The sequence below is a fragment of the Microvirga sp. genome, from assembly GCF_014699075.1.
Lineage (GTDB): Bacteria > Pseudomonadota > Alphaproteobacteria > Rhizobiales > Beijerinckiaceae > Microvirga.
Genome location: NZ_JACXAB010000002.1, coordinates 42,365 through 59,708 on the forward strand (window position 1 = coordinate 42,365; position 17,344 = coordinate 59,708).

The following is a 17,344-nucleotide window of genomic DNA, read 5'->3' on the forward strand; positions in this document are numbered from 1 at the left end:
GAATAACTTGCATTGGGGGTCATAGAAGCACGACGGGCAGAGGACACCCTCTAGGCTACTTGACCGTTGCCTCACATGCGATGAAACATCCTGTCCGAGGCCTGACAGTCGGGCCCGTGCGGAGGGCAATGCGTGATGAATCTGAACCCCCATGCCTCTGCAGACTACTTACCGGTTTCCGTTCTTCGTCCCGTCGGCCTAGCGTCAGGTGAATCGCGCGTGAGCGAAGAGCAACTTGTTCGGAAAATCCGGGTTCCGGCCCGGACGGACGTTGAATCCCCGGTTCCATCCCTCAAGGTGTATCCACTCTATGCGCCCGAGCAATTGGCTGAGTTGGTAGAGGCATACAGTGCGCTCGACCTCTCGGATGAAATGAGAGAGCGTCACATTGATCTTCTGAACCACGTCCAACGCGATTTGCGATCACATGAGGTGGTCCGGGCGGATGCGTCGGGCGCACTCCAAGGCTTTGTGACGATCAGAAGAGGAATTGAGTATGTATCCTCCCAAGATGGAAGCCCAATCGTCGTCCGAATGATCCATGACGTTCTGGACACCTTTGAGAACGCAGAGGGTGTGCTCGACGTTATTACCGCCGCCAGCACCGTAATGGTGCTGAGCGACGTCTATCACCTTCATCGCAGTGCGAGCGACATTGCTGCTGATGCGATCGGGTCACCCTGGGATGACGATGACTTCAGTCTGGAAGGGAAATCGGAGGAGGTGCCCTCTGTCCGCGTTGAGTGTCACATCAAGGGGAGGGCGGGCGCACAGGATGAGTTCGTGCGTGCGTTGGGAGAAACGATCGAGACCTACTCTGGCCATTTAGGTGACTTTGACGAAGTCAGCGGAATGGCAGGCCCGGCCTATGTGGTGGGGCCATTTTTCCCCGGAATTTGGTTCACCGAGGATCAGGTCGAGCAGAGGCAAGATACCCACGAGGACCTGAGGCGCCGCGAAATCCTGCGAACAGCGAGCCTGATCGCGTATTCCGACATCCGCCGGGTCAGACCGAACGGAGACCGGACAATCCTCCCGGGCCTGCGAGTTCCTACGCTCGTAGCAGAGTATGCCTCACCGGAGGTCATGGATATCGCGAGCTTGGCGCTCGATCCAAACGAGCTGCATCCTGCCACCGTGTTCGGGACAGACCTGTCCGACATTCGCATGGCTCAGATCAACGTGGCGGATCTTCAGGATCGGTCCTACTGCGCCTTTGTCGGTATTCGGCGGACGTTGAGCCTCATTCTGGAGGCTGGGTTCATGTCGCCGCTCCTGCTCGATATCAGGGTCTGTCATACGCTTGGTTCAGCCTATTTGGATGATATAGCTGAGCGCATTGCAGAGATCATGATGGAGCAGGCGGTGTCCGACCTGACCTCCCTGACAACAAGCCTTGCCGGATACGAGGGGCAGATCCAGGTCCGGTTCCGAGTTCCGGAACATCTGCTTCAGGCCGCCGAGGACGTTGTTTCGGAGGATTGGCCCCAGGCCCGGCAGGCTGTGCCCGAACGAAGTCAAGGCCATGAGTTTCTGACGCCCATCGTGATGGAGGACAAGCTTTGGCCCCACCAAGGCGAGCCTTACGTTCCGACGCTGTTGTTCCGTCCGATGCCGTCCGAGATCGAGGTTGAGAGCGAGCCGCTTTACTTCGCGGTCGAGGAGCTCTGCAATCGCATGATTGATGACGTCGATGCAGAGGTCGAGCGGATTGAGGTTCTCCGGTTTCAAGAGGACGGGGCCGACTGGATTGAGATTGAAGAATTGGCACCGTTCGCTTGCGTAGAGCCCTTTCTTCTGTTGCGGGCCTGGGTGAAGGGCGTGGCTCTTCCGGCAATCGTCTCAACGCTGACGATGAAAACCGAAACCCTCCAGAATTTCCGCATGGCTGATCTCGTCAGAGACTTCGCTCATACGCTCGGATCGCTCGAGTACGATTGGACGATGCCGGCCCCGATGCCGGCTTCAGTCACAGATCTGACTGACGCCGCCCGAAAGATTTTCAGCCGCTCTGAGATATTTGTCGCTCCGCTCTATCTCGTCGCACTCGCGACTGACCATTCATATATGATCTTCGGAGATGATCTGGGCTTGGATGGAAGGGAGCAGATCGCACGGTGCTGCCAACTGGCAGAAGGTGGCGATGCCCAGTTCGCAGAAGTGTTCCTTGGCCCACCGAGCACCGAGTTCATGGTGGCAGTTCGCGACGATCTCCGTGTCGGCCGGCGTGAGGGGGTTGAGGCGGTCTTGGCAACGTTTCTTGCGAGACGGGTGCATCAGCTCCTGGAAAGCGGCGAGGGGGACGAATCCTCGGCGCTAGTTTCGTTTCTGGCGCGCCTTTATGTTCGGAAGGCGCTTGGCCCGCCGGAAGTGGACTTTGTGGAAATAGCAAAGGCCGAGGATCTTATCGAAGATCTTGGATCGGCGGACCTGAGCCCAATTGATCCAGAGACGCTCAGAGCCATCATTGGTTCCGCACGGGCGTTTACTCCGCCACCTAACGGCGCTCCGATCTATGCCGTCACCGCCGCAATTGCGGAGGCCTATGAAAACTTGCTGGATGAATTGTACAAGAAACCGACTTCTGTCTAAGAAAACCCACAGTCGAGATACTCAAGGCCCGAAAAACTCGTAGGGTCAGTTGCAGATCCAAGTGTAATCGGCTTTGTTTAGGGCAACCTGGCTGGGCAGCTTCATGATTGTAGATATGCCGATAAGAGCAGTTTTCGTTGTGTTAGCTCTAGCGGCGTGCACGGCGAGCGCCAGTGCGCAGCCCGCCTCACGTTTACCGGGCAAGCCGGTCGCCAAGCCCTTGCCGGATTGGTGCCAGCATGGCGAGTGCGTAACCCCCACGATTGAATATTCAGAACCTGTCCTATTCCGCTCGGCTGGGGTGCTTTTCCGTATCGAGGGTGAAACCTGGTCCTACTCAATGCAGAATCCGAAGAAGAAGACCCGGGCGCCAGGGGCGAGCAGGACTTTCGTGTTCTGCTCGAAGCAGGTGCCGGCCGTCATTTCACCCTTTGAGGGCAAGTATCTCGTCGACTTTCTGACCCTGGATGATGAAGGCCGCTACGGTCACGCCAACGAGATCTCGATGGCTCAATACTTTGCCGTGTGTCACGGCCGTATCTTCGATTCCATGATGACAGGGGCCGCCGAGTTTGCGCGTACGTTGGGCTATAAGGTTCAGGATCGGGTTGAGCAGCCAACGATCGACCGACCCGAGGGGATCCTCCAATTCCTTCCAAAGTCTGACCGCTAAGCTGGCCCCTATGGTCAATTAAACGGTCTCTCAAGCAATTGAGACCGACCTGGAGAGTCCCCCTATTAGATGTGTGGCACCGCACATACGCTCCGAACGACATACTTCGGGAAAACCAGTAAAAGGCCTATAATCAACTCAGGGGCGAGCCACTGGGTGAGCTGCGGCCATGGGCGCAACCGTTGAGCTTATTGTTCCGGATTCGCAAAGGACCTATGAGCGGTGGAGGCAGGCCTTAAGACTAAGGCGAGTTTGTGCAATCGCTTTCGCAATATTCACCAGTAGCTATCCTGCGTTTGCGCTTGATTGCCCGCGAGGAAAGCACGAGCAGTGCGTTGGACTGGTTATTAGACATTGTACGTGTGTTTCCGACAACGTGCCGACCGTCCCAGGCCCAGGCGGAGGCGCAGGCCAAGACAATTCCCCATTACAGCAACTGAACCCACTTCCCCCAGTGGTTCAAGCTGAAATTGACAAGCTAGGTGGGAATGTCAGATCGAGTGTGGAACAACTCGGGGGCGATACGCTGACGACCTTCGAGAACGCGGCAAATGAGACAGTTCAGACACTCGAAACGGCTGCGGGCGACACCTTCGCCACGATCGAAAAGGCCGGAGAGGATAGCTTAACGACAATTTACAAGGCTGCTGAGGACGCCGCGGTCACCTATGTCAAGGCATGGCAAGACGTTGGAGAGCAGGCACAGCGTAGCTTTGACGACGCTGTTGATGCCGGCAAGGCCGCGGCCCGCTTCTTGGAGAACCAAAGGAAGGCTGAGTGGGACGCGGTTGAGAACAACGAGAAGCGACTACGCGACGGAAAAGTCATTGATGCGATGTGGGGCCTCGGCACCGAACCGCTCCAATCGGGCGAACAGAACTTCGCAAAGGCAACCCAGGAGAGCGAAGTGATCAATGCGGCGGCCGCCACGGCAGCGGGCGTCTACGGGGGGCCCGCCGGTGCCGCCGCCTATGCTGCATGGTCAACCTATCGACGTACTGGCAATGCCGACATGGCGCTCCGCGCCGGGCTCTTGTCCGCAGCGACGTCCTACACGGGTTCATCCGTCGCGCAAATGCCAGCCACCACCACCACGGAGATTGTCAAGAAAGCTGCCATGGCGGGTGCTGCAGGTGGTATTGCGGTCGCAGCCGCCGGCGGCGACGAGGAAGCGATCAAAGACGGCTTCCTCACGTCTGCTGGCGCCGTGTTGGTTCAGGCGGGAACGGAAGAACTCGAAGCCTACGCTCCGGAAGCCAAAGATGCTTACGATCAAGCTAAAGACGCATACGATACGGTTCAGTGCATCTCTGCCACCGACGTTGATTGCCTGTCAAAGACAACCTGGGCACGGGACGCTAAGGGCCAGATCCTTGAGGACGAGAATGGCGACCCAATCATGGCAGCCGATAAGCTTGATCCCAACGAGTACATCGGGAAGTGGACCCAACTGGACCCAAACACTCCTGAGGGCAAAGCAGCCGCCATCATCGCGCAAACTTCCAAGCTCCCGGAAAAGTACAAGCTCACGGAAAAGGATGCGATACCCATCCTCGACAACGAGTGGGTTCTAACGTGGACGGTCGGTCAGGAACAAAACATCGAATATGCAAAGCCTACAGTCGTTCTAACCTATGTCGGGAAAGACCCGCCGTTCACCTCGTCGGTGGAATACTCTGAGCCAAATATTCTGATTGCCTACTACGTGAAACCAGCAGACGGCAGTAGAATAACGGACGCTCTGGAGGGGAGCTCCATCCCCTACACAAGGATGTATAAAATAGCTCCCGGCCACGAGAACGTCCTGACAAACGCATTGATCTGCGGCCCGGATACGCCAGTAGACGAGCTCCAGAGAGTTGCATTTGCACTAATCGATGCAGGCGTGGACATCAAATACATTGGGAGCAAATCCACGTACAAGCCGCGGCAAATCTTGATCCTTAACCTACTCAATAACGCGTATCCGTTGAACAATGCGAATATCACGCGAGACCAGGTGGCCGATCTAGCTGAATGCCCGGCGGCGCTGAAAAACCCTTAGATGGGTTTGAGAAGGCAGACATAGAAAAAGCCGCAGGCCGGAATGCTCTGCGGCTTTCATGGCTGTTACAGCGGAACCTCTGACCGCGGCGGCTGTTGGATTCAGCAAATGGTCAAGCCGCGTTCCTCATTACAGACATCAAGGCGAGCAGTTGCATCGCTTCCGAGCCGTATCCCAGTCGAGTTGGCTGTCCTGGGAAAGGAGGCGCCGGATACCGACGATTGGCTCCACGAGATCAAGTTCGACGGGTACCGGATGCTTGCCCGCATCGATGACGGTCCTGCCCGTCTGGTTACCCGGAATGATCAGGATTGGACGACAAAGTTCCCGGAACTCGTCGAGGCATTGACCCGATTTGGCCTGTCAGGAACCGTCCTTGATGGGGAAATTGTGAAACTGGCTGAGAACGGGGTCAGTTCCTTCGCCGCGTTGCAAGATGCCCTGTCCAAGGAAGACACCACGGATCTGGTCTATGTGGCGTTTGACCTGCTGTTCCTCGACGGCGAGGATCTGAGGGGCCTTCCTCTGGAGGAGCGCAAGCATAGGCTGTCCAAGCTCCTGGCTAAGGCGCCTGCCACGATCCGGGTCAGCGAATATCGTATTGGCGGAGGAAAAGCACTCTACAAGCAGACATGTCAGCTGCGCCTGGAAGGGATCATCTCCAAGCGACGGGGCTCTCTCTACAGTGGGACCCGAAGCGACGACTGGCTGAAGGTCAAATGCCTCAACACCGAGGAATTCATCATTATCGGGTACACTGAGCCGCAGCGGTCGCGCGTCGGCTTCGGGGCGCTGCTGGTGGGCTACTACACGCCGGAGGGTGAGATCCGCTATGCTGCGAAAGTGGGCACCGGGTTCAACCGAGAGTTCCTGCTTGCTTTCCAGAAGCGCTTAGAGAAGATCGAGCAGGCAAGCCCAACGGCAACTTTGCCGAAAGGCACCTATATGCGAGCCAAGGTGCATTGGGTGAAACCGCGCATCCTCGCCCAGGTCGAATTCACTGAATGGACGCGGGATCGGATCCTGCGTCATCCAGCTTTCCTGGGGCTACGGGAGGACAAGGATCCACGAGAAGTGGTCATCGGTGCGGAAGGCCCGCTTTCCAAGCCCAATTAGGACTGGCGCGGGCGCTTACCGGAGAGCCGTCGCCAGAGCCACCCTGGCGCTGAGCACACCACATAGAGCAAATAAGCTGTAATCAGAGCCGCCGGCCAGAAGTAAACCGCGTGTGCGGTGTAGTAGCCCAGTCCGTTCGGAATAAGCACAAAGCCGGTCTGCCCCAGTGCCCAAGTCAGGGCCACCCCCATCACAGCCACGGGATAGGTGGCCAGCACGAGACCAAGATTGGCGAGCCCATCCTGTGCCGTGTTGGTGAAATCAATCCAAACATAGACGGCAAAGGCCAAGTATGCTGCTGGCGGAAGATAGGTCCATCGCATGGGCATCTCCTCAGTAATCCGGAGGCGCTTCAAACTTCAGGACCGAGTGAGGACTGTTTTTCGTCGTCTCCAAGATTGCGCAGGAATCTTTAGCGCGGCGTGGGGCTGCCCCCTTCATGGTTACTGTCGAGGCATCGTACGTTCCAACAACCTGGTACGGAGCGGGCTCACAGCCCTTCTTGAACACGAACGCGATCCCGCTGACCGTTCCCCGGGCTTCGAGGCCTGGAGCGTTCTTGAACTCGCCACGGAACAAGACAGTGTCTTCCTTGACAGTGCCGGCGATCGAGGCCTTCGGCGCAGCGTACCGGATGGTCCCGGCTCCCTTGTTGACGTACATCCCGGAGCCGTTGTGTACGTAAAGCTCGTCGCCGTCCCATCCAAGGCTATCCTCAAGGCGCTTGGGCTGCGAGCCGCCGGCTTTCCAAGAGGATGCAATGACCAGTTTACTCCGCTGGCACTGCTTGTAGATGTGATACTCGGTGGCGTTGTGCCTCCAGACAGGGCGACAGTCCCCTGCAGAGTCTATCTCCAAGTCCTGGTACCCGTTCGACCGATCAGGGAGAGCATTTATCCCCTGGGCCCCGAATCCAAGGTTTTCTATCCATTCGCCCTTGCGGTTCCTGATCATGAGAGTCTTGGTCATACCGAGATGGCTGAAGCACCCGGTACCGCCATTCTTGTGGCTGGCCGTGACCATGACCTCTTCCACACCGTCGGCGTTTAGGTCCATGGTCTCAGTTTCGAAAACAACTGGGTTATTGATCTCCTTGCCGCATTGAACGTAGCTGTCCACCGCGCCGGCTTTGGCAACTTTGAGAGCTGCCTCTCGCTCTGCATCAGTGAGAGCGGAAACAGAGCCTGTGCTGAGGAGGAGAAGAGTGATGGCGGAAGTGAACTGGAGTTTCATGAGGGCAGGCTACACTTTTCAGTACGAGATGAGACTAGGGAGTTACTGAGACTGGATCTGATTACAGGATGCTTCCGATCCCACGTCGACGGCCCCTTGTCGCCTGAACGTTTGCCCAGTCCATTCAAGAGTCTCCTTCATGCACCGATCGCTATTTTGCCAGAAGGCAACGACGAGGCGGCTGTTGGGACGGTAATGAAGGTCAAGGTACATGTATTCCTCTCCACCGAGCGGAAAGTTGTAAACCCTTCCGGTGGAGACATCGGCTACCGCTGCCCAGCGGCAGCCAGCACCGCATCCGATCTCTATGAAAGCTAAGCGTCCAGCAAAGTTCGCCCCACCTTTCATGCCTTCGCGAATTCGGGTCCGATAGCTATTCCAATCGCGATCCCGGCCCTTGAAGTCGGGGAGCCGAACCTGACCCTGGTAGGAATCGGCGAGGGCGTACCGTGCGAAATCCGAGCTCGTGGGAGCTTTCGCCGCCGATGCTTGTGGAGCGGAAGCGACTTGCGCTTGGGATCCGGAATTCCAGGAAACGGTGGAGCCACTGGGCGGCGTAGCTCCAGAGCATCGTGCTTGGACTTTCTCGATGACCTTTTTGGCCCCCTTCAGCGAGATCCAGTCTCTTTGTCCCCCGGGCTTTTGATATTGCGGGTCGATTTCGATCTCAGCAATGAAGTCGCCTTTGAGAATATCGAAGAGCGGGTGCGTCGCAGGCTGTTGCGTGGAGAGGTCCCAGCCGCCAGTCATGAGGTTCTCGAGCAGTGTGCCTCGTACGCTCACCTCTTTGCCGCCTCGGCGGAGCGTGATTCCTGCGGGCCCGCCGTCGCCTTCCTTGCCGTCTGGCATAGGGGCGTAGTCGGCAAACATGACGTCGAGCTTGCCGTTTTTCGCGCAGGCAAGGGTCAGGACGACGTCGTCGGTTTCAGGTGTCCCTAGCCCGGCAGAGGTCAAGTCGTCGGCGGCTTCCCAAACATGTCTTGGATTAGGCTCGCGGATCTCCACAGACAGTGCGGTTGTTGAGATGGACGAGAGCATGAAAGCGGCAAGTGCCGCCTTTCTCGGAAAAATTCGAATTCAACACGGTTAGCGCCCCAATTGTGATTGCCCGCATTCTCAGAGGTGCGGAGTTTCTTTCGTGAGAATAGCACGTTCTGCGAAGGAACAGGATCGAAGCGTTTCTCGAGGTCTGCCAAAACGTGCTGCTGGTTACCTGATACTTACCCTCTGGGAGATCGCCATCCGGCAGCGATTGCTTCGTTTTCCGAGCAGAACCAGCGCTCACCGGCGGCCTCGTTCAGAACGGTGCGCTCATAGCTCCGGCTTCCGGGGAGATGGTAGATCTTCTCCCCCTTGGCGCTGATGTTCCCCTTGATCCTGCAGTCGCCGGCGGGGGTGTTCGGGCGGGAAGTCGTAACCGGAGGGGCAGGTTCCGCTGCGGATGTTCCGCGCTCGCCGCGCCGCCAATCCCAAGGCGGGGTGAAGGTTCCGGCCCACAAACCGCGCTTGGCCTTCCGAGCCTCATCTTCCTGAGCAATGTAGTCGGTCCCGTACTGTCGGTAGGCCAGAGCATAACCCTGCTGGACCAGCCACCCATTCAAGTCGACCCCATTGGCTGAGCATTGGGCGACGATCCGTTGGTACCGGTCGATGTCTGTCTGCCGGCAGGTGACCGTGGACGTACCGATCTTGTCGGATAGCGCGAGAGCCGCCTGTTGGCCGCAGCGGTAGGCCTTCCCATCAGCACCCTGGCAGGATTGGGCGCTTTCCGGAGCATCAGCTGCATGGAATCGAATGCGGGTGCCTCGGATTTCGAGGGTGTCCCCATCGATCACGCTGGCACGGCCGACGATCGACTGAGCCATAGTCGGTGTGACAGACAGCAGGAGAGCCGTGAAAATAAGAGAGGTTCTGAGCATGGGTGGACCTAACGAGGCGACAAAGGATAAGCCTGAGCAATACCCTAAACTGGTCCGCTCGGCACGCATTTGATCACGCAAGTGAAGAGAGACGGAAGTCCTTAGCCTTCCCGATCCTCCCACAGGCTCTGCATGCGACTGCGCTCTCGTCATCCCATTCATGGGAGCGATCCTCAGCCTCATTGATGTCGGTCCCATCCTTCGTTTGCCGAACCCATACTTGGGCGGAGATGTCGATACGATCGTTGCGTCGGCACTGCGGGCAAGACAGGCTGAAATCATCGTCAGAACAGTCGTCAATGGCGATCGAAGCGTGGTCAGACATAGGCAACATCCTCAACGGCGGACTAATGGGCAGCGGCGCCCATGAAAAAAGCCCCGGTGGTAAGCCGGGGCTTTCGGACTTTTCGGCGATTAGATTGCGAAGAAGTCGTCGTAGTTGAGTTTCAGGCCCTTGGTCACGGAAGCGACCTCAACCGCTTTGGCTTTGCCTGAGCCGTCGGCGTCGTAGGAGATCACACCGGTCTTCTTGTTGTAGACGATGTAGTCGTCCTTGTCCTTGGCCTTGTCGTTGGCGAAGTTGTTCTTGCTCAACTTGAACGGGCTCGATTCTGAGCCCTTCTTCCCGAACTTGGTGAAGATCGAGTTCTCAAGGTAGATCGAGTCGTCCTTCACGTTGAAGTCGGTGATCTTGTCCTTGTTAGTCTTCGTGTTCGCCTTGGTGTTGAACACAAAGGCGTCCTTGCCCTTGCCGCCCGTGAGGACATCCAGCCCATCGCCGCCGAAGAGACGGTCATCGCCTTCACCGCCGTTGAGCTTATCGCCACCCTTGCCGCCCTTCAGGACGTCCCGGCCGCCGCCGCCAACGGAATCTTCCTTGCCCACGTCCTTTACTTCGATCGTGAACGCCTGGGTGACGGAGACGCCAGCGAGGTCGGTGACTTTGACCTTGATGGTATGGGACGTGGCCTGCTCGTAGTCGATCTTCGCAGGATCAGCGACAACGACCTTGTCGCCATCAATCATGAAGCGACCATCTGCGGAATCGACGAGTTCGAACTTCAGCTTGTCGCCGCCGTCGACATCCTTTGCCGACAGGTGACCGGCATTCTGGCCGACCTTGGCGTTCTCCGTGACCGAGCCATTATGCAGGTTGAGGCCGGTGGGAGCGTCGTTGACTGCGGAGACGGTGAGCTTGAAGGTGAAGTCCTTGAGGATATCGCTGTCATCGACCGCGACCTTGACGCCAATCTGCCCATGCCAGTCCTTCGGCGGCGTGCCGGAGAACGTCCAGGTGCCTGCATTGAACACGATCCAGGAGGGAAGGGGCTCGTTGTCGAGGCCGGTGATCGTGAAAGTGGCGCCAGCAGTCAGGGATCCTGCCGGAATCGTGTACGACCAGGCAGTATCCTCATTAACCTTTTGATCGACGAACGGTACTCCGCCGGTCCCAGGGTTAGTGCCGGGATCAATCCCGTCCTTCAGATTGTCGACGGTATAGAGGGTGTCACCAGCAAGGATATACTCAACATTGCTGACCAGATCGACTTGGCCGGTCTCCTTTTCGGTGATCAGAAGGCGGCCCTCTGCGTCGAAGCTAAAGGAGAAGTCTGCCAACGTACCACTCAGACCAAGGGTATCGTCCCCTGTCCCGCCATCGACGGTGTCATTCCCGTCGCCACCGTAAATCGTGTCGTTGCCGGTGCCGCCGAGCAGAGTATCGTTTCCAATATCACCATCGATGACATCGTTACCGGCACCTCCGGTCATGGAGTCGTTGCCGAGGCTCCCGAAGAGATTGTTGTCGGCGTCTGATCCTACGATGGTGTCGGCGGCGAAGGTTCCAACGACCGACTCGATGTTGGACAGCGTCAGTGAGCCGCCCGAGTAGGAGGTCCCAGTGCCGGCAGCAAGATTGACATTCACGCCGGTGCTAACAAACAGGACGTCATTGAAGCTGAGAACGTCAACCCCGGCTCCGCCGTCGAGGGTCGCATTGCCCCGGCCAGGAACGATCGTGTCATCGCCACCAGCGGCCGAGATCACATCGTCGCCGGCGCCAGTGTAGAGGTAGTCGCTGCCGTCACCGCCGGTGACGGTGTCATTGCCGGCTGTGAGCTTTTCCATGAGCCAGTACGGATCGTTGTCGGCGACCATGTCGCCGAACTCTGTGACGTCGTAGCTCAGCCCAGAAAGGGTGGCGAGTACTCCGAGATCGGCGTCAACAAGCTCGAAAGAGGTGATCGTGCCCGATGCCCAGTAGGGCGCCTCCTCATCATAGTCGAGGGTGATGCCCTTGATCACCAGGGTGTACCCACCGACCCGAGACACGGTGATCGTGTTTTCGTCCACCTGGGTGACGGATCCTGCTCCGATATTCGAGAAAAAGACAGCGGGATCGATAGCGATATTCGGGAGACCAGGGGTGATGGTGAGTGTTGCCATTGAGGAGATTGCCCTTGTGCGCTCATTCGGAACCTCGGCACAGCGCAGTGCCGTTCGGCTCTGAAGTCAAAGCTCTGTTTTGAGTGGGGTTTTGGAAAGTTAGATCTTCACCTTTTGACTTGGACAGCCTCTTAAAGATTGTCCACGTCGGATTGTTACCATACTCTCTCACCCGAAATAAAGTTCATAGTTTTATGCATTTCAATTCGAGAGAGCAGACATCCCAGCCTTCAGGCATTCTCCCGCAAACTACGAGGGAAATCCCCTCGCCTGTGGCTATCCCTCACGCGGGCGAGATCATCCGGTAACCTTCCCGCCAGATTTCCCAAAGATCTCCGCCGATGAAATCAGTCTGGGCAATCCCATCGGCTCTCAGGACGGGGAAGGAGTAGGGATTGGCCGAGAGTTTCGCGCCGGCGGAAGCGGCCGCCCGACCCATCTCGAACGCGGCACTGTCATTGTGAGCTGCTGGAAGCAGCTTGATCCAGCGCAGTCGGGGCTCGCCGAGGGTGCGCTCAGGGCGTCGGCGCGAGGCGTTTGACCAGGATTTTGGTTGAATGGGGACGATCGCTCGTTTGACCCCTAGACCGTGACGGATGAAACGGGAGTGGTGCTGGATGTCCAGGCGCCAGCCTGCCGCCCTCAAGGATGCTCCGCTCTCGGAGACGCGGGTATAGGTGGTGAGCCGATAGATGGTCCGCCCCCGAAGCTTTATCAGTTGAGCTTCCCGGGCCAAAGCTCCCAGGACCGCAGAACACGCGTGGGCCGTACCGTCAGTTGCTGTTCGGCTCACCTCGAGGGTCACTCCGTCATCAAGCACTTGCGAGACTGGACGGCCGAGAATGCCAACGCCGAGGACATCTTGGGAATTGCGATCCCGAACAAGGATTTGCTTCACCGACACGCCGATCTCTGAGGAGTGTCGGTGGAGCTCGCGCACAATGGCGTTGGCGGTTGCCTTATCCGTGATTTCGAACAGGAAGCGTTTGGACAAAGGGGGTAGGCACCGTGGGTGGAATTCGCACGAGGGGGATCGAGGCCAGATTGGAGAAGTCGGTCGTATTCAAGATCATCGCAACTTTCTGGGCGAGCCTCACGTTCTCTTCGACGTCGTCCGAGTCGAGGATTTCGATCCGGACGTCGCCGTCGATGTCGAGAATGAGAACACCGTTGTCGTCAGACCCCGTAGAGACTGGTCGGTCGATGATCCAGTCCCCGGACTCGTGGTATTCCGCGATCTCAGCCCCTGAATTGAGCCGGTCGACAATCACGTTGGCCATAAGACTGTTCCCGGGCGTTTTCTCATCCTCTCCGATCACGATCCGGGATTCCCCCTGGTACCACAGGACATGCATGGTCTCGGTCTCGAATACGGCGGCCCGGAAGATGGACCATTGGGGCGTCTGTGCCATAGCGCAACTCTCACTCATACTTACGCAACAAGGGCCTGCGCCAACCTGGAGAGATTGACGTGGCGTTTCACGGCCTGCGACGTGGCCTTCGTCCAGGTGTCGGCGGAACCGCCGTCCTTCACGCCGCCGGCACGGCTGTCGCTGAAACCGGCATCGCCGGGCCGGAAATCGACGGCAGCAGCTGCCGATGTACCGAAGGTAAAGCAGAGCATCGCGCTGGACCGGGCGACGTCGCTGTTCCGGTTCTTAAAACCAGGAGCCACGATGAAGCGGGCACCGCGCTGCTGTGCGACGGCCAGATCCCGCAGCGTGTCGCGGTTCATCGCCCGAGAGAAGATGTCGTGATAGTAGTTCGATGTCTTCCCCGGATTGAACTGGATGCTGGCATCCGGAACGAAGCGGCGTCCGTCGAACTCAGCCGGAACATAAAGCGTGAGGCTCTCCAAGCCACCCTGAAGGAACGCGGTGACGGCGCAGTGATCCGCCCAGGCCGCACCGCCAGAGATTCCGTGGCTGATATCGAAGTCGTTGATCGCCCGAAAGGTCTCGCGCATCATCATCTCGTAGAGATACGCAGACAGACGCGGCGCATCGTCTTTGCGGCCGGCAGTTCCAATCACAGAAAGAGTTTTCTCAAGCGACATACGGCGGCTGGCAAGACGTCCGATCATGTGATGCTCCCGGGGATTAGCCTCTGTTTCAGATCACCCGTTTTGATCCAAAGATCTTCAAACGTTTTCAATGCAATTTGTGAGTTTCATTATCCCCTGTTTATTCGATGCGATCTATCGCTCCACAGGACTATCAACTGCGATCTACTGGTGAGTTCATGCCTTGGTTAACAGGATCACTCAGCGGCAAGCAACGGAACCGATCTCTCCTGCAGCTTCTCGAGTTTCCGGCGTTCTGTCGGCGAGATCCAGCCAGGAACATAGCGCCGTGCGAGGATGAAATCCGTTTCAGAAGTGAGGGTTTCCCTGCAACCTGGCGGGATCAGGAATGTGGGGATGAAGAACGGCTGGTGCTGAACACAGGGCCATTTGCCGTCCTCATCGCGGACCCAAATGTACCAGGCATAGGCCGTCGCTGTTGACAACTTTGGATCCCACCCGCCCAGACACATTGGCAATCGTTCGGTAAAAGCGGCGACTACCGTGGGAGGCGTCTGCGTCCAGAGTGCGTGATAGCGGCTCTGGCTTTCAAGCCATGCCAAGCGGACGAGAAACGCAACACCTTTCCGGGCAATTTTCATCGCCATCTCGAGGAACTCATGAGAATGGTCGAACGGCGGATTGGTGATGACCCAATCCACAAGGGATGACGTAGGATCGGCAAGGCGGAAGTCTATCTGAGCATCCAGATGTGGGCCGTAAGGGTAGATATCGGATGCAAGGACGGAGGTGGAGAACTCTTTAAGTGGCTCGCTCATGTGGCCGAAGCCTGCGGCTGGCTCCCACGCAGTGCGAATGCGAGGCGAAAGGTTCAGAGCCGGAAAGACGTGCTTGAAGAGAGCTCTCGTCCCCCACGGAGGCGTCGGGAACAGATCGAGCTTTCGCCATTGGTCACTATCAACGAGTGGATGGTAGGCTTCCTGGGAGGCCCGATGCGCCATGACTGCGGTTCCACCGCGAGGACTTTTACTCATGGCCTGAACTGACTCTCGACGGCGACGGAATGGGAAATCGGACAGGATCCTGTTACCCGATCCGATTTGATTTGAGTTTATTGATTGGACTTGGCGCCCTTGCGGGAGCGCGGCCTGGTGCGTCGGCGGCGCGGGAACGGTTCGTAGGTCTTCCCGTAGGAAGCCAGGAGACCAGCGATCCTTCTCTGATTGTGGAAGCCGCGCCGAACTTCCTGGATCTCAAGATAGACACGTACCGGAGCAGGGAGTGTTCGATCGTCAATAAGGATGTCGAGTAGGGCGCCGGACGTTTGATCAAGCTTCGTCAGGTTTGCGACGCCTGATGCCGCATCCTTGAGGAGAACGAGGGCCTCCGCCAAAACCGATGTCGTAGGCATAGGTAAGCCTCCCTAATGGGAAAGAGCGACGTTTGGGATCTATGGAAGGGGTCGAGGCGAGCGGTGTGATCAGCGGCAATCGGGCACGGGGGCGACGTCGATAGTGCGGCTAGGGCTCGGTGAAAGGTGGAGGGCGAGGCTAGAGCCTCAAGCCCTCCGATCAGTTTCTAGGCTTGGCTTCGCTTGGCCGTTATGAGGCCAGCGAGGCAGTCTGGGCTCTTAACCCACTGCCCGTATTCGGCGAGGGACAGACCGAGATACTCATGGAGCTCGGCCTGTGTTGGCTGCGAGTGCCACCTTTCGACCCAGTCGTCCACCTGGGATGGATCGGCCTGATCAGCGAGGCATGCCTGAACGAAAGTTGCCTGCGGTTCCATAGGGACCTCCCGGCACTAGCGGAAGGCTAGTTGCGCTATGTCGTTGAAGGTCGTGAAGACCATGAGCGACAGCACGCAGGCAAGGCCGACGCCGAAGCTGAATTGCTCGACTGTCTTGTTCGGGCGCCGTCCGGCAACAGCCTCATAGGCGAACAGGAGAAGGTGTCCGCCATCGAGGGCCGGGATGGGCAGAAGGTTCATCAGGCCGATCGAGACCGAAATCACACCAATCAGCTGCACCAGTCCAAACAACCCCTGGCTTTCAGCGAAATCGCCTGAGATGGCGGCAATTCGAACCGGGCCTGACAGGTTCTCAACACCCTCCTGACCGGTAACGATCTTGTGCAGTGTGGCGACCGTCAGCTCAGCGACCTTGTAGGTGATAGAGATCCCGTGCTGAGCGGCATCCAGAACTCCGATCCGCGTGTGGCCGATATTCTCGGCTGTGGTGATGAAACTGACGCCAACTATCGGAGAGGTCTCAAGGCCGCCGGTGGTCTTCCGTGTCTTCATAACCGGGGTGACGGTGAAATCCAGACTCTCCGAACCGCGGGAAACCGTCATAACCATGGTCTTGCTGGGGTTCTGCTCGACGGTTGTGACGATCTCCTGAGCGCCTGGCATCGGAACCCTGTCGATCGCGGTGATGATGTCACCACTCTTCATTCCAGCGAGTGCGGCTGGGGTGCCTTCGGTGACCTTATCGATCCTACCGAGCAGGACAGCCTGTCCTTGGTAGAGCACGATGCCGCTGAAGACCACGACGGCGAAGGCTATGTTGATGAGCGGCCCTGCAGCGATAGTGCAAGCGCGGGCGAGGAGGCTCGCATGAAAGAAACTCGCTTTTCGCTCAGAGTCCGACATCGAAGCGAGGGCCTCATGGGAGGCAAGGCTGGCTGCGTTCTTATCGCCTCGGAATTTAACGTAGCCCCCGAGAGGGATTAGACACAGGCGCCATTCGGTCCCCTTCTTGTCGGTGCGGGACCAGAGGCACTTGCCAAAGCCGAGGGCGTAGACCTCGGCCTTGATGCCGAATGCCCGTGCGACGGCAAGGTGGCCATATTCGTGCACGGCGACAACAATCCCGAGAACGAAGACGAAGGACGCCAGTATCAGCGGGAGCGATAGGAGCGCGGACACCATCGATTCCAAAAAGGGCAGCATGATTTGAGAATTCCTATTTCGGCTATCCGTCTTTTAATGCGGATCGATTGGAAATGGCAGCCTCCGTTGCGGGGAATTCCTGAAAAGGAGGTCCGGGCCGGCCGCCAGGGGCGGCCCTTATCAGGTTGCATTCCCACTCGCATGGGTGTCGCGGAGCTTAGGCCCAAGGGAGCGATCTCTCGCAGATCGAGAAACGATGAACCCTTGTGCCGAGAGTTGATCAAGGATCGCATGTGCCTCGATGGAGTAGCCTTCCTCCTCACCAGTGGCGTCAGCGCCGACGGGTTGGTCAGGGCTCCTGTCCGAAGGCTGTGCACCGTTCATCGTCGTAAGAATACGAGCGAGTG

At 57.9% G+C, this 17,344-nt stretch carries 15 protein-coding genes; 4 read left to right on the forward strand and 11 right to left on the reverse strand.

Annotated features, from left to right (window positions below; translation table 11 throughout):
* Positions 1-132 precede the first annotated feature (132 nt).
* From IC232_RS03275 to ligD, 4 genes are all read left to right on the forward strand, one after another.
* A complete protein-coding gene (locus tag IC232_RS03275) occupies positions 133-2,592 on the forward strand; it encodes a hypothetical protein (protein WP_190843485.1) in 2,460 nt (819 codons plus the stop codon).
* 103 nt (positions 2,593-2,695) lie between these two features.
* On the forward strand, positions 2,696-3,265 hold the full coding sequence (locus tag IC232_RS03280; RefSeq protein WP_190843486.1) for a hypothetical protein: 570 nt from the start codon (positions 2,696-2,698) through the stop codon (positions 3,263-3,265).
* A 502-nt stretch (positions 3,266-3,767) separates the two neighbouring features.
* The gene (locus IC232_RS03285; RefSeq protein ID WP_190843487.1) at positions 3,768-5,309 is read left to right on the forward strand and encodes a hypothetical protein; all 1,542 of its coding nucleotides are present in this window, start codon (positions 3,768-3,770) and stop codon (positions 5,307-5,309) included.
* Positions 5,310-5,492: 183 nt separating this feature from the next.
* Positions 5,493-6,425 carry a non-homologous end-joining DNA ligase gene (gene ligD, locus IC232_RS03290; RefSeq protein ID WP_190843488.1) on the forward strand — a complete coding sequence of 311 codons (933 nt, stop codon included), beginning with the start codon at positions 5,493-5,495 and terminating at the stop codon, positions 6,423-6,425.
* On the opposite strand, the gene IC232_RS03295 is transcribed toward ligD, so the two are convergent.
* The 11 genes from IC232_RS03295 to rseP form a co-directional block, all read right to left on the reverse strand.
* A complete protein-coding gene (locus IC232_RS03295) occupies positions 6,422-6,748 on the reverse strand; it encodes a hypothetical protein (protein ID WP_190843489.1) in 327 nt (108 codons plus the stop codon). The two genes, ligD and IC232_RS03295, sit on opposite strands and share 4 nt — an antisense overlap.
* Before the next feature lie 10 nt (positions 6,749-6,758).
* Complete coding sequence (locus IC232_RS03300) at positions 6,759-7,658, reverse strand: hypothetical protein (RefSeq protein WP_190843490.1); 900 nt, start codon at positions 7,656-7,658, stop codon at positions 6,759-6,761.
* Positions 7,659-7,700: 42 nt separating this feature from the next.
* Positions 7,701-8,696 carry a hypothetical protein gene (locus IC232_RS03305; RefSeq protein ID WP_190843491.1) on the reverse strand — a complete coding sequence of 332 codons (996 nt, stop codon included), beginning with the start codon at positions 8,694-8,696 and terminating at the stop codon, positions 7,701-7,703.
* A 182-nt stretch (positions 8,697-8,878) separates the two neighbouring features.
* The gene (locus IC232_RS03310; protein ID WP_190843492.1) at positions 8,879-9,577 is read right to left on the reverse strand and encodes a thermonuclease family protein; all 699 of its coding nucleotides are present in this window, start codon (positions 9,575-9,577) and stop codon (positions 8,879-8,881) included.
* A gap of 414 nt (positions 9,578-9,991) precedes the next feature.
* Complete coding sequence (locus tag IC232_RS03315) at positions 9,992-12,022, reverse strand: putative Ig domain-containing protein (protein ID WP_190843493.1); 2,031 nt, start codon at positions 12,020-12,022, stop codon at positions 9,992-9,994.
* 283 nt (positions 12,023-12,305) lie between these two features.
* Positions 12,306-13,016, reverse strand: coding sequence for an XF1762 family protein (locus IC232_RS03320; RefSeq protein WP_409564850.1), 711 nt, complete (start codon positions 13,014-13,016; stop codon positions 12,306-12,308).
* Positions 12,982-13,434: a hypothetical protein gene (locus IC232_RS03325; protein ID WP_190843495.1), complete on the reverse strand. Its 453-nt coding sequence runs from the start codon at positions 13,432-13,434 to the stop codon at positions 12,982-12,984. The genes IC232_RS03320 and IC232_RS03325 overlap by 35 nt, the downstream gene beginning before the upstream one ends.
* A 20-nt stretch (positions 13,435-13,454) precedes the next feature.
* Positions 13,455-14,105, reverse strand: a complete 651-nt coding sequence (locus IC232_RS03330; RefSeq protein ID WP_190843496.1) for a hypothetical protein — start codon at positions 14,103-14,105, stop codon at positions 13,455-13,457.
* A gap of 176 nt (positions 14,106-14,281) precedes the next feature.
* Positions 14,282-14,863, reverse strand: a complete 582-nt coding sequence (locus IC232_RS03335; protein ID WP_190843497.1) for an SAM-dependent methyltransferase — start codon at positions 14,861-14,863, stop codon at positions 14,282-14,284.
* Between the two features lie 293 nt (positions 14,864-15,156).
* Positions 15,157-15,456, reverse strand: a complete 300-nt coding sequence (locus IC232_RS03340) for a hypothetical protein (RefSeq protein WP_190843498.1) — start codon at positions 15,454-15,456, stop codon at positions 15,157-15,159.
* Between the two features lie 392 nt (positions 15,457-15,848).
* Complete coding sequence (gene rseP, locus IC232_RS03345; RefSeq protein WP_190843499.1) at positions 15,849-16,997, reverse strand: RIP metalloprotease RseP; 1,149 nt, start codon at positions 16,995-16,997, stop codon at positions 15,849-15,851.
* Positions 16,998-17,344 lie beyond the last annotated feature (347 nt).

Bases quoted from the DNA above. Each gene is read 5' to 3' on its own strand.
- IC232_RS03315 (WP_190843493.1), bottom strand. From the start codon at position 12,022: ATGGCAACACTCACCATCACCCCTGGTCTCCCGAATATCGCTATCGAT.
- IC232_RS03305 (WP_190843491.1), bottom strand. From the start codon at position 8,696: ATGCTCTCGTCCATCTCAACAACCGCACTGTCTGTGGAGATCCGCGAG.
- IC232_RS03325 (WP_190843495.1), bottom strand. From the start codon at position 13,434: ATGGCACAGACGCCCCAATGGTCCATCTTCCGGGCCGCCGTATTCGAG.
- IC232_RS03310 (WP_190843492.1), bottom strand. From the start codon at position 9,577: ATGCTCAGAACCTCTCTTATTTTCACGGCTCTCCTGCTGTCTGTCACA.
- rseP (WP_190843499.1), bottom strand. From the start codon at position 16,997: ATGCTGCCCTTTTTGGAATCGATGGTGTCCGCGCTCCTATCGCTCCCG.
- IC232_RS03280 (WP_190843486.1), top strand. From the start codon at position 2,696: ATGATTGTAGATATGCCGATAAGAGCAGTTTTCGTTGTGTTAGCTCTA.
- IC232_RS03295 (WP_190843489.1), bottom strand. From the start codon at position 6,748: ATGCGATGGACCTATCTTCCGCCAGCAGCATACTTGGCCTTTGCCGTC.
- IC232_RS03330 (WP_190843496.1), bottom strand. From the start codon at position 14,105: ATGATCGGACGTCTTGCCAGCCGCCGTATGTCGCTTGAGAAAACTCTT.
- IC232_RS03335 (WP_190843497.1), bottom strand. From the start codon at position 14,863: ATGAGCGAGCCACTTAAAGAGTTCTCCACCTCCGTCCTTGCATCCGAT.
- IC232_RS03340 (WP_190843498.1), bottom strand. From the start codon at position 15,456: ATGCCTACGACATCGGTTTTGGCGGAGGCCCTCGTTCTCCTCAAGGAT.
- IC232_RS03300 (WP_190843490.1), bottom strand. From the start codon at position 7,658: ATGAAACTCCAGTTCACTTCCGCCATCACTCTTCTCCTCCTCAGCACA.